The following is a 20,609-nucleotide window of genomic DNA, read 5'->3' on the forward strand; positions in this document are numbered from 1 at the left end:
TCTTGAGTTAGCCGGATTTAGTCAGCTGGAAATCCCACTGCCCGACCACGCCGCCGGCCGGTCCTCGACCACACGGTTCCAGGGTGGCGGTGGTCCACTGCCCGGCCAGCGTCACCGCATCGAAGCTGACCGTCTTGGACACCGGCAGCGGGGTGTGATCCACCGGGCAGTCCATGCTGCCCCGCCCGGTGTACTCCCAGCGGCCGCCGTTGAGATGAAACTCCGCGTTCTGCAGCCAGCGTTCGGCGTCGACGGTGGTGCACGTCGGGCCGCACGGGGTGAACGTCCACGTCGCAGTCCGCTGCGACGGGCCGTGCTGGGCGGTGAAGGCGTACGGGCCTGACGGCACCTCCGGGGCGGCCTGGGCCGCCGGCGGCGCCCCGAGGGCGAACAGCAGCCCGCAGACAGCACCAACAGCCCGCTTTCCCGTCATGCCGATCATTGCCTCACCTCTCCGCTGGGCTGCCTTAGCCCTGCGCACGACCAGCGTAGGGTGCTGCAAATGTCGGTATCGCAGATGGTGTTGATCCTGCTGGCAGGGGTGGGCGCCGGGGCGATCAACGCACTGGTCGGCTCCGGCACACTGATCACCTTCCCGACCCTGGTGACGCTGGGCTTTGCCCCGCTGACCGCGACGATCTCCAACGCGATCGGCCTGGTGGCCGGCGGCATCTCCAGCACCTGGGCCTACCGCCGCGAACTGCGCGGCCAGTGGGATCGGCTGCGCTGGCAGATACCGGGATCGCTGCTGGGCGCGGTACTCGGCGCGTATCTGCTGCTGCACCTGCCCGAAAGCGTGTTCAACCGAATCGTGCCGGCACTGTTGGTCGGCGCCCTGGCGCTGGTGGTGATCGGGCCGAAGATCCAGGCCGTGGCGCAGCGTCGCGCGGCCGCCGAGGGCCGTTCGACCGACCAGCTCAGCAGCGGCCGACTGACGGCATTGGTGATCGGCACCTTCGTCGTCGGTGTGTACGGCGGCTATTTCGCTGCGGCCCAGGGAATTCTGCTGGTCGGTGTGATGGGGGTGCTGCTGCCCGAGTCGATGCAGCGGATGAACGCCGCGAAGAACCTGCTGGTGCTGATCGTCAACGTGGTCGCCGCGGTGGCCTACATGGTGACGGCGTTCGGCCGGATCAGTTGGCCGGCAGCCGGATTGATCGCGGTCGGTTCACTGATCGGGGGATACCTGGGCGGTCACTACGGGCGCCGGCTGTCCCCGAACGCGCTGCGCGCAGTGATCCTGGTGGTCGGCCTGATCGGGCTTTACCGGCTGCTGACGGTCTAGCCGGCTCAGGCCGGGTTCTGCCTGCGCCACCGCTCCCAGCGGCTGCGCGGTGCCCGGGCCGAGGCCATCACCTCATTCATCGACGCGGCGTGCGGGTGCTCCGGTTGGGCGGGCGCCTTCGGCGTCACCACCGCGGGCTCGCTGCCTTCCCACCAGACCGGTTGCAGCAGTGCCGAAACCACCGGAATGGCATGCCCGACACTCTTGCGTCCCCACTGGCAGGCCCGGTCGATGGTGGCCGCCGACGGCGCCAGGTTGACCGGCGACAACGTGGGGGAGAACCGAACCAGATGGTCGGCATAGGGCGCGTTGCGCACCATCTGCAACTGGATCGCCTGGGTGATTGGCACCAGCCACAGGTGCTTGGGATCCCACTGCGGATGGAAGCAGTCGAAGGCCAGATAGCAGGCGTTGCGGGTGCCCAACCGGCCGGCCCGGACGCGTTTCCAGGCCAGCTCCAGGGGCACATTGCTGGCCGCGCCCCCGTCGACCAGGGCGCCGACGTCGTGCTCGGCCAGTAGCGCATCGAACAGCGGCTCCATCGCCGGGTCCTTGGGCTCGTGGTGCAGCACCCCGGGGATCGCCGACGAGAACGATGCTGCGTCAACGACATTGACGTCGCGATCGGGGTTGTCCCCGCCGATCACGATCGGGGTCACCACCCGCGGGTCGATGAACGCGGCCGTCTGCCACATCCGCGTCGCCACCTGCGGGCCCAGGCCGATCGACAGGTAGGGGAAGGACCGCAGCTGCAGGCCGGCCAGGCGCTGGTTGCGGTAGCGCCCCGGCAGCGCCGCAAACGGTTGGCGGCGCACCCCGGCCACCACGGCATCGAACGGGATGGCCAGATCCGACATCTTCATGGGCGCGCCGTCGTCGCGGCGGAACATCGCGTCGGCGAAAAGATCGAAGTTCAAGGAGAACACACCGGTGAGGCCGTGGCGGCGGCGCAGCCGCTCGGGGCCCAGGATGGCGCGGAACGACACCGTCTTGGCCCACTCGATGTATTCGTGGATCGGCACCGGCAGGGTGCGGCTGACGACCGAGCCCAGGATGGAACCGAACGAGGACCCGATCAGATAGTCGGGCACCGCCCCGGATTCCAGCAGGGCCTCCATGCCGCCGATGTAGACGAAGCCGGCGCCGCCCCCACCACCGAGGACGGTGACCAGCTTCTTGTGGCCCACCTCGGCATCGAGCTCGGCCAGGGAGAAGTCGTTGCCGTGCCGTTCGGCCAGCAGGCGGCGCTGCTCGTCCTGCTCGGCGGTCAGCGCGCCCAGGGTGTCGCGGGCGGCGACCAATGCCATCACCGGGTCGCGTTCCTCGCGCAGCGGGCCGCGCAGCGCGTCGGCCACCTTGGCCCGCCACCCGGCCAGCTCTGCGCCGACCGAGACATCACCGCGGCCGCGGGCGCCGCCCGGGCCGGCGGCACCGGGCTCGAAATCGTCGAGCCGGGCGAAGTTGAGCAGATACCGCAGCCGGCGCAGCTGCTCGGCGTTGAGCACGTCGGGCCGGCGCAGCGTGTGCCGGATGAGGCGATTCTCCATCTTCTGCAGCAGCAAGATGGTGTCGCCGGTGTCGACGACGTCGACAACTTCGTCGGTGACGGCCGAGTCGGCGCTGGTCTTGGGGGTGTCTATGGGGTCCGTGGGGTCGGGCATGGCCGACCACTGCTGCGAGGGGGGAAGCTGCATAAGTGGTGGTTCCTGAGGGGTAGTCGCGCTGCCGAGGGGAGGCAGTCCCGCGTGGCGAGCCTACGCGGTCGAGGTGTCGTCACGCGGATTCGGGACACGCGCGGGCGTGCGGTAGCATTTCGACCTGCTGCCGGAGATGTTCGGCGGTGGCGGGCTGTGGCGCAGTTTGGTAGCGCACTTGACTGGGGGTCAAGTGGTCGCAGGTTCAAATCCTGTCAGCCCGACCAGTTGACCAGCGGAAACGCAGGTCCGCGCAACAAGCGCACAACATGCGGCGTGGCTCTTAACAAGGGAGTCCTCCCCGGCGACGCCTTGTGCCCTTCCCGTCCCCGTCCAGCATCTACGCCGACGAGGCCCGCCAGCTGGTCGCAGACCTCGTGGCCGCCGCCGTCGAGATGAATGCGCTGCCGGGCGACGACGGCGGAGGTGTTGGTCAGCGAGGGGCAGGTTCGGCGCCGCATCCGCCGCGCCGGTGATGCACTCCGCGGGACAAGCTGGCCGGTTGACGAGCTGCGTCCGTTCGCCGATCTATCGGAGGCGATCCTCAGCGCTCGCCAGCGAGTCGATCCGGTCGAGAATGTGGTTTGGCTTGCGGATCGATGGAATGGCTGAACGGGGGATGATCCACATCGGCGCCGTCATCTCAGGTTGAGCTGGCGGGGCCGATGTCCTCGAAAAACCGCCGCGAGTGTCGGGTCTACGGCGTAGTTTCCCGAATGAGGGAGTAAGAAATGGATGCTCACACATGCCTGCGCTGCGGCCTTGAGTCGTCCTGCTCGCGCGGAACATGGATCGACCGCCACCCGGTGGCCGTCGCTGTCATCGCCATTGCGGCCCCCGCTCGTCGTCGCCGCAACTCCGTGGCTGCTGGTCGTCGGCGCGCTCGGGGCCGTCGCCTACGTCGTGGATCGCGGGTACCGGCGTCGGCGGGCGCTGGCGTTGCGAGCGGACTGGGAGCACAAGACGCTCATCGCACGTCGAGCCGGGGAGCGGCCGGCGCTCCCCGCAGGCCTGGGGCTGATGACGCCACCGACGGTGTCACTTGGGATGGGAAGGAACTGACATGCAACGAGTGGTCTTAACGCTCTCGGGACTCGTCGTCGCGGGCGGTGCGCTGTTTGTCATGCCGTCTGCGTCGGCCGATCCCGCACCGATATGCGACGGACCGGGATTGCCGGCGTGCGCCGGCCCCGGCCCGCTCACGCCTGAGCAACAGTGCGCGCTCCAGGCTTGGCAGCACTGGACACCGTGTAACTGGCTGCCGGGCGGCCCCAAGGTTCCCGAAGGGACGCCAGGCAGCCTGTAGGGGGACGACGTCTTAACCACCCGCTGATGTGGGCTAGAGGTTGGGTCTGCTGAGCGGAGCCAGGACGATATGCGCCTCGCCCCGCAGATGGGCATCAACAATCTCCTGTGTCAGCGGGAGGTAGGGCGCGTCGGCCCGGTTCATATCCTTGCGCCAGTAGCTCTTGATCGCTGGCATCCAGCCAGAGTGGCCATCTCCGTGGTGCAGCAAATTCTCGGCGAAAGGGACTACTCCCGCCACTGCGCTCCGAGCGCTTTCGCCGCCGTAGACACCTTCATCACCAGACGACGCTCACGTGCGGACGGGAATGAAGCGGTAGTGCTCGTAGAAGGACTGTGCTTCGTCGTCTATGGCATCAACGACGATGAGTCGGCCACCACCGATCTCCGATGCGGCGACGGCTTTGCCCAGTGCGTCCAGGAGCAACTGCTCGCCATACCTCTGACCGCGCAGAGATGTGTCGATGGCCAGGCGAGCGATCAGGTATCCGGGGATGCGGGAGTAGCCGGCGGCCATGGAGCCCGAGACGCCGTCGTCGCTGCGCACCACGTCGGTGGGGCAGATGGCGAAATAGGCCATGACTCTGCGTTCGCCGGACGGCGTCCACACGTAGGACAGCCTGGACATTGAGACCTGCGAGGACGCCGCGACTATCGGCCTGGAACTGGTTGACACCGCACCGTCTTTCGACGCCGTCCTGATTGCTCTCGGCGGCGGGGCGCTGGCCACCGGTGTGGGCCACATCGTGAAGGATTTCGCACCCGAGGTCGAGGTGATCTGCATTCAGCCGGCTGGCGCACCGGCGATGACTTGTTCGTGGCAGCAACGCCGCGTCGTGACCACCGACTCGACCGATACGATGGCCGACGCCGTTGCCGGTCGCTTTCCGATCCCAGATGTTCTGGCGGATCTGCTCCTGGTCGCCAATGACGCGATCCTGGTCCAGGAGGCTTCGATCATCGCCGGGATGCGGATGCACCATCGTGTGTGGCAACAACGTCGATCTGGACGCCTACGGACAGTGGGTTCGCGCGGCCTCCTTGGGATGAGTGGCAGCAGCCCAGAAGTGCTGTTAACTTTCTGGCATGGGTTCGGTGCCGATCAACTCCGCGACGGTCACAGGTTCAAAACCTGTAAGCGCGACAGAGGTCAAAGGGTAGGGCGACGGTAACCGCGCCAGCCGGCGACCGTCGTTCGATGGGGGCTACTCGGACGTCCATGGCCAATGAAGAACAACTCCGGCAGATAGCCAGGGACGTATTCCCGGACTGGTCGCGGCCGCCCAGGATCGTGGTTGAGCAGATCGGCGAGCTGGTTAGGCGATGGCCGGTTGAAGGCTTCGCCCGCGAGAAGCTGCCAGATCAGCGGTGCCGTCTTGTGTGGATCGACAGGCAGGCGATCGGACAGTTGGTCTACATCGCCGACGCTGCGGAGGAGCAGGACCTGGCTGCGGTGATCCGGCCGCTGAGCCAGGTCGCTGGGGTCGACGTCAAAGCCTTTGGTTCGGCGGACGGTTTCGGGGAGCGGACGTACCGGCGTGCAATGCGGGTGCACTTCGCAGCGGGGGACCCGATCGAGGTCGACACGACCCAACACACGAACGACAGTCTTCGTGCTCATGCCGACCGGTTCATCGATCGGGTATTGGACGCGATGGCTGGCGCATCCGCCGGGGAACAGGTGCCGGCTCGGTAGAGGACCGCGCGCATTGCAGAACTACTGGAACCGATAATGGTGGCGCGCCGGCACGTTGCTTGCGGGTCGTCCTATCCGGTTTGGCTGGCATGCTCCTAGACCGTGAAGTAAAACGGTTCCCAGTAGCCCATTTCGGCGATGGACATGACGCCCAGGACCCGAGTTCGGGTCACTCCTGAGCACCGTTCGTTCAGATTCATGTCGAATCTGTAGGCCGAGTTCTCAGTGCTTAGTCCCGGGATTGGCCTGCGCCCCTGCTCGCCGCGATCGGCCACTGCCAGCAATTCATAGTGGCAGCCTGAAGCTGGCATGGCGGACTCGACAGTTTTTCTCTGCGCGTCTGATAGCTGGCCGTTGGCGCGCAGGACTGGAACCTGGTTCACATCACGGGTGTTCAACCCAGTTACCAATCGCTCGGCCCAGTCCTGTTGTTTTTGCGGGCCGTAGTCGCCCATAGATCCGCTATCGAATTTCGACGTCGACAGGTAGGACCAGATCGCAGCGGCGGTGGCGATGGCAGCGGTCGCCGCTACCAAAATTATCAATGCCCGACGATAAGCACCGAACCGAATCGACACTGCTTCAGTCTCCTGGGTACTTGAGATGAACGAACTCGACTTGTGCGGGGGCGTGCGTGTACTCGGCGGAGTCGGGCATCGAGCTACACGGCTTGCACGTAGACGGCCGCGTGGTCAATCTGCTCGTCAGCACCCGCAGGACCGCGCCCGTCATGAGGTAACCGTATTCGCGTACGACGATTTACGGACTTCACTGTTCTTGCTGGTGGTCCGGCGTTTCTCGTCCCGGTTGCGTTCTCGCGGGCTGCGTTCGAATGGCGGTTCACTCCCTTCCGTGATAGGCAGTTGCCGTGAAGATCTCAGGTTGGCTTAAGGAAAACGGGTCCGTGTCGGCGCGACGGGTGGCCGCTGCAGGCGCGTCTGTTGGAGCTTTGGCCGCGTTCGGCTTGGCTCCGGCGGCGCACGCCGACTTCGAGGACTTCATGGCCGACCTGCTGGACCCGGCCGCGTGGGGTGCGGTATTCGAGCCCGGCTATTGGGACAGCTCGGACTCGGCTTGGACGCTCGACCTTGCGACGTTGTTCAATGGCGATGATGTAGCGGGTGCGGCTGTCGGTACTGACTTTGCCGACTGGTTCCAGAACGACGTCTATCTGCCACTGCACGCTGCGATGCAGGACTGGATTGAGAGTCCTTTCGGCTCAATGGTTAACGACTTCGTCAACCCGCTGTTCGCTTTCGGTGGCGCCTGCGGCCTGGTCTGCAACGGCGTTGATGGCACCGAGACCAATGTCGATGGCGGAAACGGGGGTTGGATCTTCGGTGACGGCGGAATCGGTTGGAGCAGTACCGAAGACGGCGTGGCCGGTGGCGCTGGCGGTGCCGGTGGCTGGCTGGGCAACGGCGGCGCGGGTGGCGATAGTGGTGCCGGGGCTGATGGCGGTGTCGGTGGTGCCGCCAACTGGATGGGCAACGGTGGCGCAGGCGGTAACGGTGGCGCGGGCCTCGATGGCCTCCATGCGGGTGACGGTGGCAACGGCGGCGCCGGTGGTCGTGGCGGAATGTTGTTCAGTACCAACGGCGACGGCGGTGACGGTGGCAATGGCGGCAACTCGGTCGGCGATGGTGGCACCGGTGGCGCCGGGGGTAACGGCGGCGCCAGCGGTCGCGCGCCGGGCGTGTATGCCGTCGGGGGCGCCGGCGGCAACGGCGGAAACGGTGGTAACGGCGGCAGCGCTGACGGAGTCGGCAGTACCGGCGGCCTTGGCGGTGACGGCGGCAACAGCAGTCAGGCCAGCTATTGGCTGAGTAGAGACGCCGGCGCTGGCGGCAATGGCGGAGACGGTGGTGCTACCAACGGCCCCGACAGTGTCGCTGGTAACGGCGGCGATGGCGGTAAGGGCGGCATCTTTGTCTTCGGCCAAGGAACCTTCGATGGCGGCCCCGGTGGCAACGGTGGCAATGGCGGTGCGGCTTCCGGTGATGGCAGCACCGCCGGTGATGGTGGTGACGGTGGTCGAGGTGGCGCCGGCAGCGCCCAGGGTGGTGGCCGCGATGGTGGTGTCGGGGGCAACGGTGGCAATGGCGGAGCGGCTATCGGTGTCGGCAGCACAGCCGGTAATGGTGGTGACGGTGGACTCGGCGGCCCCGGCAGCGCCTTGGGCAGCGGCCGTGATGGCGCGGTTGGTGGCAACGGTGGCAACGGTGGCTCTGCTGACGGTGTCGGCAGCACCGCGGGCAACGGTGGTCATGGTGGTAGCGGCGGTATCGGCGCCGCTATAGGCAGTGGTCGTGACGGCGGCGCGGGTGGCAATGGCGGCGATGGTGGTAAGGCCAGCGGCGCCGGCAGCATCGCCGGGGCCGGTGGCAACGGTGGCGCTGGCGGCGTAAGCAGCCTTCTGGGCAGCGGCCGCAGCGGTGGCGACGGCGGCAACGGTGGTGCTGGTGGTGATGGCGTCGACGGTGGGACTGCCAGCCACGGTGGTGCGGGCGGCGATGGCGCTAGCACCGGTCTGGGCTCTACCGGCGACGGCGGCAACGGTGGTGCAGGCGGCAACGGCGGCGCCAGTGACGGAGGCGTCGGCGGCGCGGGCGGCAAGGGTGGAGAAGGCAACAGCACCGCCGGCTGGGCACGTTCCGGTGGCGGCGGTGGTGGCGGCGGCGGTGCCGGCACCGGAGGCCAAGGTGGCAACGGCGGCGATGGCGGCAACGGCGGCGGTGGTATGGGAATTGAGACCGGCGAACGACCCTATGGCCAAGGCGGGACCGGCGGGACCGGCGGAAGCGCCGACGGCGGTATCGGCGGCGTCGGTGGCAACGGAGGCAACGGTGGCAACGGCCCGCTGGGTTCGCCCGGCGGCACTGGTGGCCACGGTGGAAACGGCGGCCAGGTCGGCCCCAACGGCAACGGTGCCGGCGGCAACGGTGGCAACGGTGGCAACGGCAGCCTGGACCCCGGCGGTGACGGTGGCAACGGCGGCTCCGACGGAACACCCGGAACACCCGGAACACCGGGCACCGACGGCGCATCCGGCCCGAACCCAAACGACTGACCGTAAGCAGGGCTGACTACCGGTCTGGGCGGAGCCCTGCGTACCGACAGCGTTGCTAGCCAACGGATGTTCGGGCGCGACCTCAGCTGAATCGAATGGAGGGGCACCTTGCAATTCGCTGGTCGGCGGCTTGTCGCTGCCCTCGCACTGCTTTTCGGCACGTGCTTACCCGCTGCCCCGCCCGCGGCTGCGATGGTGATCCTGGGCGGTGGGGCTGTCATCGTCGTCGACGGAAACAGCTACTGCACCTTGACCACGATCGGGCGTGATCGGGCCGGTGATGTGGTGGGCTTCACCGGATCGCAGTGCGGTGGACCAGGGGCTGAGGTCGCGATCGCGGGAACAGATACGACCGTGGGCACCGTGGTGGCCGTCAACGGCAACCTTCGCTACGCGGTGATCAAGTTCGATGCGCCCGACCTGATTCCGGTGTCTGACTATGCCGGCACCGTGATCAACGGCATTGGTGCAGACCCGGTGGCCGGTTCGCTGGTGTGCAAGTGGGGACCTGCAACCCCTGGTATCTGCAATTCCGTTTGGCGTGACGGTTGGCCCGACGTGCCGATGGTTGGCCAATTTGAGGTGGGCGATGTAGGTGCCCCGGTAACGATGGACGGTCGTCTGGTCGGCCTGGTCTACGGCGGCAACCTCATCTATCGCGGCAGATACAGCCCACCAATGGAGGTCACATACGTGACAAAATTCAGGGCGATCCTGGAGGACGTCAACGCCGGTGACGGACCGGGCAGCGGATTCGTGCCAATCGGAAGTTGATAGGGCCGTTCGTTCGATGAACTTGAAGGGAAACGCCTTGCAGTTCGCTCGTTGGCGCCTCGCCCTCACCTTCGCACTTCTTTTCGGCACCGGATTACCGGTCGCCCCGCCCGCGGCTGCGATGGTGATCCTGGGCGGTGGGGCCGCCATCGTCGTTGACGGAAACAGCTACTGCACCTTGACCACGATCGGGCGTGATCGGGCTGGTGACGTGGTGGGCTTCACCGGAGCGCAGTGCGGGGGACCAGGGGCTGCCGTCGCGGTCGTGGGAAGAGACTCCACGGTGGGCACCGTCGTGGCCGTCGACGGCGACCTTCGCTACGCGCTGATCAAGTTCGATGCGCCCGACCTGATCCCGGTATCGGACTACGCCGGTATTGCGATCAATGGGTTAGGCCCAGAACCGCAGTTCGATTCGGCGGTGTGCAAGTGGGGACCTGCCACCCCTGGCCTCTGTGGCCGCATCACGACTCCCTTCGGGCCGCGGGTGAATCTGTTGGCGCAGTTTGACCCCGGTGATGTGGGCGCCCCGGTCACCATGGATGGCCTGCTGGTCGGCATGGTCTACGCGGGCGGCATGACGCTAGGCGGCAAGTATTCGCTTCCGAGGCCGCTGACGTATTTGACGAAATTCAACGCAATCCTCGACGACGTCAACGCCAGCGAAGGACCCGGCAGCGGCTTCGTCCCGATCGGGAGCTGAGCGGGAACGTTAGCGCTGAAGCGCATCGTCCTCGACCGCAATTGCGGTGGCAGTAACGGAAACCCAGGTGTTGTTGAGGGCAGCGGTCCCGGTGAACGTGTCCACCCGCGCCGGATCGTGTAGGTCGTTCACGTTGGCACCGGGCAGGGAGTCCGCGTGGCGCCAGCCCGTGTTGCGGTGCCCCCAGCCATGGGGGACCGAGACGGTGCCGGGCCGCATGTCGTCGCTGATGTGCAGCGGAACTTCGATCTTGCCGATGTCGGAGGTGACCTGCACCGTGTCGCCCTCGGCAAGTCCGCGGTTCTTGGCGTCGTCGGGGTGCATGTGCAGCGTGCACTGGTTGGAGCCGCTGGTCATCGACGACACGTTGTGCAGCCATGAGTTGTTGCTGCGCAACTGGCGTCGTCCGATGAGCTGAAGGTCGTAGGCGCTTTCCGGGCCGGCTGGGCTGTCGAGCAAAGCGGCTGCGGCCGCGATGAACTCGTCCGGCGCGAGCTGGACCTTGCGATCGCGGGTGGCGATCACCTCCCGTAGCCGGGGGCGCAGCGGACCGAGGTCCAGTCCGCCGGCACTGTCGCGCAGTTGTCGCATCGATATGCCCTTACGGCCTTTACGGATCCAGCCGTAAGGGCCGGTCGCCAGGGAGATTGCGGCCATGCGCAGCGGATTAATCGCTGCGACCAGGCGCTCACGCCCCGGTGCGACCATCGTGCGTATCGGCGTCGGAAGCAGCTCCAGCATCAGCAGGCTCAGGATCTCCCAGTCGTCTTTGGCGCCCGCCGGTGGCTCGAAGGTTCGATGCTGGTACCGAATGTTGTTGCGCACGCTGAAGACCGGGAGTAGCAGTCCGACGTCTTCGCGTTCCAGCGGTGAAGCCGGCGGCAAGATGTAGTCCGCGTGGCGGCTGGTCTCGGTGACGTACATGTCTATCGCCACGTACAGATCCAGCGAGGCCATGGCCTGGTCCAGGCGCCCCTTTTGCGGGATCGAGGACACCGGGTTCCCGGCGCAGGTGATCATCGCCTTGATCTGGCCCTCGCCCGCGGCGAGGATCTCGTCGGCCATGACGACCGCGGGAAGTTCACCCCGGAACGACTTGTAGTGCCCAGACCGGTCTGTCCACGCGCCGTAGCCCGCCGGAATGTACTTCGCCACACGTGGTACGTCGGCCGCCGGGGTGGAGAACATGGTGCCGCCGGCTCGGTCCAGGTTGCCGGTGACGGCATTGATGACCATGACCAGCCAGCTCACCAGCGTCCCGGTTTCTTGATGGCAGATGCCGATCCGGCAGTAGAGCGCCGCCGAATCCGCCGCCGCATGGTCACGGGCCAGGGCGTAGATCGTCTGGGCGTCGACGCCGGCGCGTGCGGCGACGGCCTCGGGGCTGGCGTCGGCGACCAAGCGGCGCAGTTGGGGCAGGCCCACCGACTGGCGGGCAATCGCCGCTGTGTCGCAGAGGTTTTCGTTGATCAAGACATGCAGCATGCCCAGCAGGAGATAGAGGTCACCACCGGGTCGCACCGCGACATGTGCGTCAGCCAGCTTTGCCGTCTCGGTGCGACGTGGGTCGATCACGACGACGGTCCCGCCGCGATCGCGCACTGCTTTGATGCGTCGTTTGGCCCCGGGCATGACCGACAGCGATCCATTGGACACGGCTGGATTGGCGCCGAGAATCACCAGGCGCTGTGTTCGGTCGATGTCGGTGATCGGGATCAGCACGTTGGAGCCGAACACTTTCCAGGCTGCGAACTCGTGCGGCATCTGATCGATGCTCGATGCGGAGAAGAAGTTGGGAGTCATCAGGGCCGCGCGCAGCAGCAGGCCGTAGATCGCTGCGGAACTGTGCGCAGCGGGGTTGCCGAGGTACATCCCCACGGCCTGTTTGCCGTGTACTTTGCGGATCCGGCGCAGCCGGGTGCCGATGTCGGTAAGGGCTTCTGGCCAGCTCACCGGTTCGAAGGCGTCGCCGACTCGCCGCATCGGCGTACGCAGGCGGTCGGGATCGTCGTGCAATCCGCCCATCGCGGTTGCCTTCGGACAGATGTATCCGTGTGAGAAGACGTCGTCGGGGTTGCCCTGAATACGACTGACTTTGGCGTCGGTCACTGTGATCCGAATGCCGCAGTGGGCCTCACACAGCGTGCACTGACTGGTATGTGTGGTGCTCGCGCCCCGAGAATCCGACAGGGGCAGATCGACGGTCGTCATTGGTGTCTCCATCCGCGGCAGTCATCGCGCCTTGGCGTAAATCACGATCCCCCTGCTCGTGCTGTTGCCGTGGGCGCACCGATGAGGATTCTGGCATCCCAGCTGCCCACATCGTCGGGGATTCCGGCCGCCGGTGAACAACTCCGTCATTGACCCGAGCCCAGAGGCCCCCTAGACTTCCGATACTGATAACGCATGTTGTCAGAAGTGGTCAACGATGACTGGGAGTGCGCGCGCGTGAGTCAAGACATGTCGGAAACCTGCCCCGCGGCCAGTGAAACGCCGATCGCCGCCGGTTGCCCGGTGAGCAGCAATGGCTACGACGCGATCCCGCTGGGCCCTGACTCGCTGACCTGGAAGTACTTCGGCCAATGGACCGGTTTGTTCCAGGGGACCTGGGCCGGGTCCATGCAGAACATGCACCCGCAGCTTGGTGCCGCCGTCAAAGAGCACTCGATCTTCTTCATCGAGCGCATCCCGCGGCTGATGCGGTCGATCTACCCGATCGGTGGCGTGGTGTTCGACGGCTACCGTGCGCCGCAGACCGGCGCCGAGGTCCGCGATTACCACATCGGCATCAAGGGGGTGGACGAGCAGGGGCGCCGCTACAGCGCGCTGAACCCCGACGTCTTCTACTGGGCGCACGCAACTTTCTTCAAGTCGACCCTGCTGGCCGCCGAGAAGTTCGCCGGCGGACTGACCGAGGCCGACAAGCGTCAGCTGTTCGACGAGCACGTGCAGTGGTACCGGATGTACGGCATGAGCATGCGCCCCGTGCCCAAGTCTTGGGAGGAGTTCCAAGAGTACTGGGATCACATGTGCAACAACGTCTTGGAGAACAACTGGGCCGCCCGTGAGGTCATGGACCTGTCGACCATGCCCAAACACCCGTCACTGGAATGGATTCCGGACTGGCTGTGGGCGCTGAACCTCAAGGTCGGCCAGCGCTTCCTGACGTTCATGACCGTGGCGCTGTATGACCCGCCGGTGCGCGAACTCATGGGCTACACCTGGTCTGCGCGCCAGGAGCGTCTGCACGGGTATGTCTGCAAGGCGATCACCTTCGTCTCCAAGTACGGCCCCAAGCGTGCCCTGATGCATCCGCGCAAGCGGTCGGCGCTGGACCGGGCCTCGGGCCGGCTTCCGGTGGACGCACCCCTGGTGCAGACCCCGGCACGCAACCTGCCGCCGGTGGACTACCGCAACGACCCGCACTTCTACTGCCCGAAGGTCGACTGACCCGCGCTGAAGTGCCCAGGGCTCAGGCGAATCTTCCCGGGTTCGCCGTGACAGCCCGGTGCAGCGTCGGCCGGTTGGCCCGGTAGGCCTGCACCACGGGGGCGAGCTCGTGGGGGCTGGCCCCGTGCATGATCACCGAGTGCACACCCAGGTCGAACTGCCGGGCGATGGTGCTCGCGCAGTCGCGGGCCGAACCGGCTGCCACCGCTGCCAACCATTCGGCGGGAATCAGCTCGGCGATCCGCTGCAGCGTCTCGTATGAGGCGCTGGCGTCGATCGGCCCGGCGGTAGCCGCGTCGGTGAACAGGTCGGACTGCCGGATCCGCTCCCACACCTGCGGATCCCAGCCGTTGGCGGAGACCAGCACGTCAGGGTAGGCCTGCAGATAGGTCGCCAGGCGGCCGACTCCGCGGCGCAGCTGGTCGTCCTGCGACAGCGAGTCGCACACCGTGGCCAGGCAGGCCCAGATGCGGATGCTGTCGGGGTCACGGCCCGCACGTTCGGCGCCGCGGCGCACCGCCGCCACCGACGCCGCGGTCGCGTCGTCGGAGAAGAAGGTGTGTAGCACAACGAAATCGGCGATCTCGCCGGCGAGTTCCATGGTCTTGGGGCCGACGGCGACCAAACCGATCGGTGGCCCCTCGCCCAAGCCGTTCGCGTGGCGCAGCATCGGCCACTTTCCGGCTGGTCCGTCGTGATTGAAGATCGTCTCGCCGGCCCACAGCCGGCGCAAGATGGAAAAGAAGTCGCGTAGCCGAGCCGCGGTCACCACCGGCAGGCCGATCGCCGGCCAGTACCCGGCCATGCCGCGGCCGAACGCCATCGCGAAACGGCCCTCGGTCAGCGCGTGCATGGTCGATCCCACGGTTGCGGTCACGGTGGGGTGGCGCGTGTGGTGGTTGGTCGACGGGGCGATGCCCAAGCTGGAGCTGCAGCCCGCCACGGCGCCGCTGAGCACCGCGGGGTCTTTCACGGTGAAGCGTTCCCCGATATGGCACGAACCCAGGCCGAGCGCATCGGCCTCTCGGGCTTCGGGCAGCACCACCCGAGCATCCGCCGGATGCCGGGTGACGGCGTAGTAGCCGAGTTCGTTCAGTTGGATGTCGGTGCCAGCTGCGCTCGACGGGCCGGTGACCAGCGGTGCGGTGCGATTCATCCCGCAATTACACTACGGTGAGTAGCGTTATACAAGCGGTCCGTCGAAGGTTCCCACCCTTCAGCTGTTCAGTGACCACACCGAGTAGTTCAGCGCGGTGGCGAACAGGATCCATCCGAAATACGGCAGCAGCAGCAATGCCGCCGAGCGCTGCGCCTTCCAGAACGCCGCGATGGTGACTGCCACGGCGACGTCGAGCATCAGGATGTCGACCAACGCCAGGCCCCGCCAACCCAGTCCGAAGAACAACGGCGACCACAACAGGTTCAAGACCAGCTGCACGCCGTAGGCGATGATCGCGGGATTGGTCCACCGCGGGTCCGCTCGCCAGACGAGCCAGGCCGCGACCGCCATCAGCAGATAAAGCGCACTCCACACCGGACCGAACAGGTAGCTCGGCGGTGCCCAGCTCGGTTGCGCGAGCTTCCCGTAGTCGGCCGCGGCATCGGCCGAGGCGAGCCCGCCGAGGGTGGCGACGATGATGACGAGCCCAATCGAGACCAGGAATGCGGCGAGGTGTTGGGAATTCGGCTGCTGCGTTTTCGGCGAGATCGCGCCCATCTAGTCACCCTAAAACTGAAACGCAGACCTGGCCAGTTCGCTGGCGCCGCCCGGGCACCAGGGGAATCCTGGGGAGATGACCAAGCGCATCCTCAACGTCGTCTCCAACGTCGCCCACTACGACGACCCGGCCGAGCCGACTGGGTTGTGGCTCTCGGAGCTGACGCACGCCTATCAGGTCTTCGCCGACGCGGGCTACCGACAGACGATCGTCAGCCCAAAGGGCGGGCAATCGCCGCTGGAACCACGTTCGCTGAAATTCCCCAACTTCGATAAGACCGCCAAGGCGTGGAAGGCCGACAACACGAAGATGGCGCTGCTGGCCGGTACCGCCGCACCCGGGGAGATCAACGCTGTGGACTATGACGCGATCTACTTCACCGGTGGGCACGCCGTCATGTATGACTTCCCCTACAGCGAAGGCCTGCAACGCATCACCCGCGAGATCTTCGAGAACGGGGGAGTGGTGTCCTCGGTCTGCCACGGCTATTGCGGCCTGCTCAACACCACCCTCTCCGACGGCTCGCTTTTGGTCGCCGGGCGCAAGCTCACCGGATTCGCCTGGTCGGAAGAGGTACTGGCCCGCGTCAACAAGCTGGTGCCCTACAACGCCGAAGCGGAGATGAAGAAACGCGGCGCCCACTACGGCAAAGGCCTGATCCCGTTCGCCTCGCACGTCGTCGTCGACGGCCGGCTGGTCACCGGCCAGAATCCGGGATCGGCCAAGGCGACCGCCAAAAAGATCGTCGCCGTGCTGGGCAGATGACGCCCTCGCCGGTCCGCGGCCCCCCACACCAGTAAAGTGCCATCAGTGGTGGCAGCCGGCAGAACCCTCGTGCTGACCGAGGAGTTCCGCGCTGCATTGGGGCTGCTGGCAGCGGGCCGGAACCTCTTCCTGACCGGCAAGGCCGGCACGGGCAAGTCGACGCTCATCCGCCACTTCATGGCCTCCACTGACCGCAACGTCGTGGTGGTCGCGCCGACCGGGATCGCCGCCCTCAACGTCGACGGCCACACCATCCACCGCCTGTTCGGATTTCGGCCCACCACAACGCTGCCTGATGTCGTCGGCGGCGACTACCGGCCCGGGCGCTTCACCAAGACTCTGGCCAAGCTGCAGACCCTGATCATCGACGAAGCGTCCATGGTGCGTGCCGACGTGTTCGACATGATCGCGGGAGCGCTGCAGCGGTTCGGGCCGGCGCCGGGAACCGCGTTCGGCGGGGTTCAGGTGGTGTTGGTGGGCGACCTCTACCAGCTGCCCCCGGTGGTCACCGAGGGCGAGCAACACTATTTCTCGACGACCTATGACACCCCGTATTTCTTTTCGGCGAACACCTTCGACCGTGCGGAGTTTCCGAGCATTTCGCTGACGACGGTGTTTCGCCAGCTCGGCGATGACCGGATGACCGCGATACTCAACGAGATTCGTGAAGGCGTGCTGCTCGGTCATGCGAGGGTGCACCTGGACGCCCGGGTGGATCCCGACTTCGTGCCGCCGGACGACGAACTGTGGCTGACGTTGGCCCCCACCAACAGGCTGGTCACCGCGCGCAATCGGCAGCAGCTGGAGCGGTTGCCGGGCGAGGAGATGGTGCACCGCGCCACCGAATCCGGCGACCTGTCGCTGTTCGACAAGCCGCTGGACGACGAGTTGCGCTTCAAGGTCGGCGCCCAGGTGATGATGCTCAACAACGATCAGGCCGAGCGCTGGGTCAACGGCTCGATCGGCCGGGTGGTGGGGGTGGGCTACGACCGCCACGGCGCCGTGGTCGAAATCGAGTTCCCGGGCGGCGACGTCGCCGAAGTCGCCCCCTTCACCTGGGAGGCCACCCGCCCGGTGGTCGAGGGCGGAAACTTGCGCCGCGACGTGGTCGGCACCTTCACCCAGTTGCCGTTCAAGCTGGCCTGGGCGATCACCATCCACAAGAGCCAAGGCCAGACACTCGAGCGGCTAGTGGTGGATCTGTCCGGCGGCATGTTCTCCACCGGCCAGCTGTATGTGGCGTTGAGCCGGTGCACCTCGTTGGCCGGGCTCGTGCTCAAACGCCCCGTGCTGCCAAAGGATCTGAAGGTGGATCGCCGGATCGCCCGGTTCCTGCGTGCTTCGGCCAACGGCGACCGTGCGCGCCGCTACTGCGCGATCGGTTTGCTCACCGTGGGCGATGAGGGGCGGATGTCGCGACCGCGCCCGGTGGAGTTGGCGGTGGCATTCGATGACGGCACGGCCGTGTCGACGCTGATCAATCCGCAGCGGGACCTGGCCGACGCCCGCCAGGCCTATCGAATCGGGGTCGCCGACGTGCTGCTGGCGCCCACGCTGCGGGAGGCCTGGGCGGTGATCGCGCCGATGCTGGCCGGCTGTACGCCGGTGGGCGCCAAAGTCGACGAGACCCTGGGGCTGATCGACTTCGAACTCAAGCGACTGGGACAGGTGACTCCGATGCCGCTGGGGATCGACCTGCGGGGCAACAACAACACCGGCGAGACGGCGCTGCACCGTGCCCGAACCGCGCTCGAGCGACTCGATACCGTCGACGTGGATTGCGGCTCATCGCCCTTCGGCGAACCCGACGAGACCGACGCCCTGTCGGGAATCCTGCTCAGCCGCGATCCGGACGTCACAACCCCGGCGGCAGAACACCTTCCGGCGCTGTCGGCGTTGCTGCGGATCAGTCGAACCCTCGGAGCGATCCTGCTGGGCACCCGTCGCGCCGATCAGGTGTCGGTGGCGGGGGAGACCAACTGGGAGCAGGCGGCGCGCCAGACCGCCGCCGACCAATTGGTCCTGGCGGCCACCCGCACTCGGCTCCCGGATGAGGTGTCGGCGCGGCTGCGCGACGCGTTGCGCGCGCTGGGCGCCGACGACTTGGCGGCCGGGCTGGCGCAGACGCCGTCGATCCGCGACAACATCGACGCGGTTCTGGTTCCCGGCGCCCGGGTCTGCTTCACCGGGACCGCGGTCGACGGCCACGGCCGCGTGCTGGACCGCGACGAAATAGAACGGCGGGCTGCCGCGGCGGGGCTGGCGCCGGTGCGCTCGGTGACCAAGACGCGCTGTGAGGTGTTGATCATCGCTGAAGCGGGCACGCAATCCGGAAAGGCCCGCAAAGCCCAGGACTACGGCAAGCCGGTGTTCACCGTCGACGAGTTCCTGGATTGGCTTACGCGCCGGTGAGCGGCAGGGCTCAGTCCAAGTCCGCCAAGGCTTTCCGCGCGGCCTCAAGCTCGGCTTCGAGTGCGGCCACCCGGGCGGCATGCTGCGAGCGCGCCTCGTCCATCAGCGCCTCGATCGGCGCGAACAGCTCCTCATGCAGTTCCTTGGCGGCCCGCGACACCGCAGCCGCCGCGACCGCGAGGTTGCGCACCAGAAAGCTGCTGCCCTGCTTGATCTCGGCATGCCACTCGCCATCGGCGGTACCGGTCACGGTCAGGGTCAACTCGAGCGTCTTGGCCTTCTTCCCGGCCGACTTCTTGACCGGCTCCTTGACCGGCTCCTTGACCTCAGGAGTCTCGGGAGCCTCGGGGACGGCGGTGACAGTGTCGGCGAGCGGACCCATCCCAAGGCTGTCGGGGGTGATGACCGGGGCTTCGGGGGCGAACGTGGGTGCAGTCATAATCGTGGCAACCTCCTTGTTCAATCGTCGCCCGCGGCGGCGGGCAAGCTCACCGCTTATTAGAACACATGTTCGACAAGGTTGGTTCGTCCGGTCACCGGCGGCGCCCGATGCCACACCCTATGCTGGGGCGACGTCCCCGACGCCGAGGAATCCGACGTGCCGCTGAACTCTCGAGCCCACACCCCGCCGGTCGCGGTGTCCGCGCGGACCGAATACCTGTCCGACCGGCACTGCGGGGCTGCCACGCTCGCGGCGTTGCTGTTGGGGGCGGGGCTGATCGCGTTGGTCGTACTGAATCTCGCCGGGGCAACCGCTTTCGTGATCGCGACGACGACGGCGGCGTTGATCACCGCCTCGCTGGGTGTCGGTGCTTACGGACGGTTGGGTGAGCGGGCGGCGATTGTGATCACCCTCGACTCGGAGGCCGTGTATTTCGGCGACGAGGACCGCGAGATCGTGAGTTACCCGCTGACTTCGCTGACCGCGGCACGGCGGGGCGGACCGGCTGCGGTCACCTCGACCGACGGCCGGCACCTGACGGTGCAGGGCCAGAAATACCTGAAGCTGACGTTCGCCACCGACGCCGGGAGCGACGAATGGTGGGTGGCGATCATCGAATCCGATCCCGCGGCAGCGGAGATACTGCGGCGTTTGCAGGCGGTGCTGCCGGCACCGGCAGCCGCATCCACCCGGGCACGCGCTGCCGCGCCACCGCCCCCGCGGCCGCCGTCGGCTCCATCGGCCCCGCCGCCGGTGGGGCCACGGATCGCCGACGCCGGCACCGAGGAAGCGGCTAAACGGTTGTGGGAGGACGCGCTCCGGCACCACAACGACATCCTCGGTGCCTACGGCGCCTACGAACTCGACCCGGCGATGCTGCTGCGCTACCCGGCCATCACCGATGTGACCGTCGAGCAGACCCAGACCTTCCAGGAGGCCCTCGACGAGGCGCAGGCCCTGCGCACCGAGGCCTACCCGGGCAATCGCGGCCTGGCCGACGCCTACCAGCAGGCGGTCGTCGTGCTGCGCCGCGCCTGGATCGGCTGCGAGGCCCACGGGAAGAAAGTCGGCACCAGCTACCTCGATCCGGCCGACCAAGACGAACTCGACACCGCACTCAAGCTCTACAACCACGCGGCGGCCAGCACCATGCCCGCCGAACAGGCCACCTACTACGGGCGCGTCCGCGAGATCGTCGGCAAGCTCGCCGAGCGCGGTGCGATCCGCCCGCCGAAAGTTCAGCTCGCACAACTGGAAGGCGTGACTCGCCGGGCTATCGAGTCGGCGCGGTAACC

21 protein-coding genes and 1 tRNA gene are annotated in these 20,609 nt (G+C 66.9%); 13 read left to right on the plus strand and 9 right to left on the minus strand.

The window, feature by feature from the left end:
• Positions 1-7 precede the first annotated feature (7 nt).
• Complete coding sequence (locus tag MJO54_RS10720; protein WP_240175902.1) at positions 8-442, minus strand: hypothetical protein; 435 nt, start codon at positions 440-442, stop codon at positions 8-10.
• Between the two features lie 60 nt (positions 443-502).
• Between MJO54_RS10720 and MJO54_RS10725 the strand changes: the two genes are divergently transcribed.
• Complete coding sequence (locus tag MJO54_RS10725; RefSeq protein WP_105295375.1) at positions 503-1,285, plus strand: sulfite exporter TauE/SafE family protein; 783 nt, start codon at positions 503-505, stop codon at positions 1,283-1,285.
• A gap of 5 nt (positions 1,286-1,290) precedes the next feature.
• Here MJO54_RS10725 and MJO54_RS10730 read toward each other — a convergent pair whose 3' ends face one another.
• The gene (locus tag MJO54_RS10730) at positions 1,291-2,946 is read right to left on the minus strand and encodes a patatin-like phospholipase family protein (protein ID WP_240175967.1); all 1,656 of its coding nucleotides are present in this window, start codon (positions 2,944-2,946) and stop codon (positions 1,291-1,293) included.
• 183 nt (positions 2,947-3,129) lie between these two features.
• Here MJO54_RS10730 and MJO54_RS10735 point away from each other — a divergent pair.
• From MJO54_RS10735 to MJO54_RS10745, 3 genes are all read left to right on the plus strand, one after another.
• Positions 3,130-3,206 (plus strand) — tRNA-Pro (locus MJO54_RS10735).
• A gap of 87 nt (positions 3,207-3,293) precedes the next feature.
• The gene (locus tag MJO54_RS10740; RefSeq protein ID WP_165607713.1) at positions 3,294-3,455 is read left to right on the plus strand and encodes a hypothetical protein; all 162 of its coding nucleotides are present in this window, start codon (positions 3,294-3,296) and stop codon (positions 3,453-3,455) included.
• Positions 3,456-3,741: 286 nt separating this feature from the next.
• Positions 3,742-4,041 carry a hypothetical protein gene (locus MJO54_RS10745; protein ID WP_133164944.1) on the plus strand — a complete coding sequence of 100 codons (300 nt, stop codon included), beginning with the start codon at positions 3,742-3,744 and terminating at the stop codon, positions 4,039-4,041.
• Between the two features lie 277 nt (positions 4,042-4,318).
• Here MJO54_RS10745 and MJO54_RS10750 read toward each other — a convergent pair whose 3' ends face one another.
• Both MJO54_RS10750 and MJO54_RS10755 read right to left on the minus strand, forming a co-directional pair.
• Positions 4,319-4,462: a hypothetical protein gene (locus MJO54_RS10750; protein ID WP_165797851.1), complete on the minus strand. Its 144-nt coding sequence runs from the start codon at positions 4,460-4,462 to the stop codon at positions 4,319-4,321.
• 114 nt (positions 4,463-4,576) lie between these two features.
• Positions 4,577-4,912: a GNAT family N-acetyltransferase gene (locus MJO54_RS10755; RefSeq protein WP_234783338.1), complete on the minus strand. Its 336-nt coding sequence runs from the start codon at positions 4,910-4,912 to the stop codon at positions 4,577-4,579.
• A gap of 25 nt (positions 4,913-4,937) precedes the next feature.
• Here MJO54_RS10755 and MJO54_RS10760 point away from each other — a divergent pair, with 25 nt between their 5' ends.
• Positions 4,938-5,456, plus strand: a complete 519-nt coding sequence (locus tag MJO54_RS10760; RefSeq protein WP_434006606.1) for a pyridoxal-phosphate dependent enzyme — start codon at positions 4,938-4,940, stop codon at positions 5,454-5,456.
• 206 nt (positions 5,457-5,662) lie between these two features.
• Positions 5,663-5,980 (plus strand): hypothetical protein, encoded by a 318-nt coding sequence (locus tag MJO54_RS10765; protein WP_234821467.1) that lies wholly within the window; start codon positions 5,663-5,665, stop codon positions 5,978-5,980.
• Positions 5,981-6,075: 95 nt separating this feature from the next.
• On the opposite strand, the gene MJO54_RS10770 is transcribed toward MJO54_RS10765, so the two are convergent.
• Positions 6,076-6,558: a hypothetical protein gene (locus MJO54_RS10770; protein ID WP_133164945.1), complete on the minus strand. Its 483-nt coding sequence runs from the start codon at positions 6,556-6,558 to the stop codon at positions 6,076-6,078.
• 326 nt (positions 6,559-6,884) lie between these two features.
• Between MJO54_RS10770 and MJO54_RS10775 the strand changes: the two genes are divergently transcribed.
• From MJO54_RS10775 to MJO54_RS10785, 3 genes are all read left to right on the plus strand, one after another.
• Positions 6,885-9,050 (plus strand): PGRS repeat-containing protein, encoded by a 2,166-nt coding sequence (locus tag MJO54_RS10775; protein WP_165797856.1) that lies wholly within the window; start codon positions 6,885-6,887, stop codon positions 9,048-9,050.
• Positions 9,051-9,404: 354 nt separating this feature from the next.
• Positions 9,405-9,824 (plus strand): hypothetical protein, encoded by a 420-nt coding sequence (locus MJO54_RS10780; protein ID WP_133164946.1) that lies wholly within the window; start codon positions 9,405-9,407, stop codon positions 9,822-9,824.
• A gap of 16 nt (positions 9,825-9,840) precedes the next feature.
• Complete coding sequence (locus MJO54_RS10785; RefSeq protein ID WP_046283677.1) at positions 9,841-10,527, plus strand: chymotrypsin family serine protease; 687 nt, start codon at positions 9,841-9,843, stop codon at positions 10,525-10,527.
• A gap of 9 nt (positions 10,528-10,536) precedes the next feature.
• On the opposite strand, the gene MJO54_RS10790 is transcribed toward MJO54_RS10785, so the two are convergent.
• Positions 10,537-12,738 carry a molybdopterin-dependent oxidoreductase gene (locus MJO54_RS10790; protein ID WP_240175903.1) on the minus strand — a complete coding sequence of 734 codons (2,202 nt, stop codon included), beginning with the start codon at positions 12,736-12,738 and terminating at the stop codon, positions 10,537-10,539.
• Between the two features lie 207 nt (positions 12,739-12,945).
• Here MJO54_RS10790 and MJO54_RS10795 point away from each other — a divergent pair, with 207 nt between their 5' ends.
• Positions 12,946-13,977 carry an oxygenase MpaB family protein gene (locus tag MJO54_RS10795; RefSeq protein WP_396876796.1) on the plus strand — a complete coding sequence of 344 codons (1,032 nt, stop codon included), beginning with the start codon at positions 12,946-12,948 and terminating at the stop codon, positions 13,975-13,977.
• Positions 13,978-13,999: 22 nt separating this feature from the next.
• Here MJO54_RS10795 and MJO54_RS10800 read toward each other — a convergent pair whose 3' ends face one another.
• The gene (locus tag MJO54_RS10800; RefSeq protein ID WP_046283679.1) at positions 14,000-15,133 is read right to left on the minus strand and encodes a TIGR03857 family LLM class F420-dependent oxidoreductase; all 1,134 of its coding nucleotides are present in this window, start codon (positions 15,131-15,133) and stop codon (positions 14,000-14,002) included.
• Between the two features lie 60 nt (positions 15,134-15,193).
• Entirely contained in the window at positions 15,194-15,694 is a 501-nt protein-coding gene (locus MJO54_RS10805; protein WP_046283680.1) for a TspO/MBR family protein, read from the minus strand.
• A gap of 76 nt (positions 15,695-15,770) precedes the next feature.
• Here MJO54_RS10805 and MJO54_RS10810 point away from each other — a divergent pair, with 76 nt between their 5' ends.
• Both MJO54_RS10810 and MJO54_RS10815 read left to right on the plus strand, forming a co-directional pair.
• A complete protein-coding gene (locus tag MJO54_RS10810; RefSeq protein WP_064889026.1) occupies positions 15,771-16,460 on the plus strand; it encodes a type 1 glutamine amidotransferase domain-containing protein in 690 nt (229 codons plus the stop codon).
• Positions 16,461-16,505: 45 nt separating this feature from the next.
• Complete coding sequence (locus tag MJO54_RS10815; RefSeq protein WP_240175904.1) at positions 16,506-18,872, plus strand: DEAD/DEAH box helicase; 2,367 nt, start codon at positions 16,506-16,508, stop codon at positions 18,870-18,872.
• A gap of 10 nt (positions 18,873-18,882) precedes the next feature.
• On the opposite strand, the gene MJO54_RS10820 is transcribed toward MJO54_RS10815, so the two are convergent.
• The gene (locus MJO54_RS10820) at positions 18,883-19,311 is read right to left on the minus strand and encodes a DUF6319 family protein (RefSeq protein WP_240175905.1); all 429 of its coding nucleotides are present in this window, start codon (positions 19,309-19,311) and stop codon (positions 18,883-18,885) included.
• Positions 19,312-19,476: 165 nt separating this feature from the next.
• Between MJO54_RS10820 and MJO54_RS10825 the strand changes: the two genes are divergently transcribed.
• Positions 19,477-20,607, plus strand: a complete 1,131-nt coding sequence (locus MJO54_RS10825) for a hypothetical protein (RefSeq protein WP_434085444.1) — start codon at positions 19,477-19,479, stop codon at positions 20,605-20,607.
• Positions 20,608-20,609: the final 2 nt, after the last annotated feature.

It is taken from the genome of Mycolicibacter virginiensis, from assembly GCF_022374935.2.
Lineage (GTDB): Bacteria > Actinomycetota > Actinomycetes > Mycobacteriales > Mycobacteriaceae > Mycobacterium > Mycobacterium virginiense.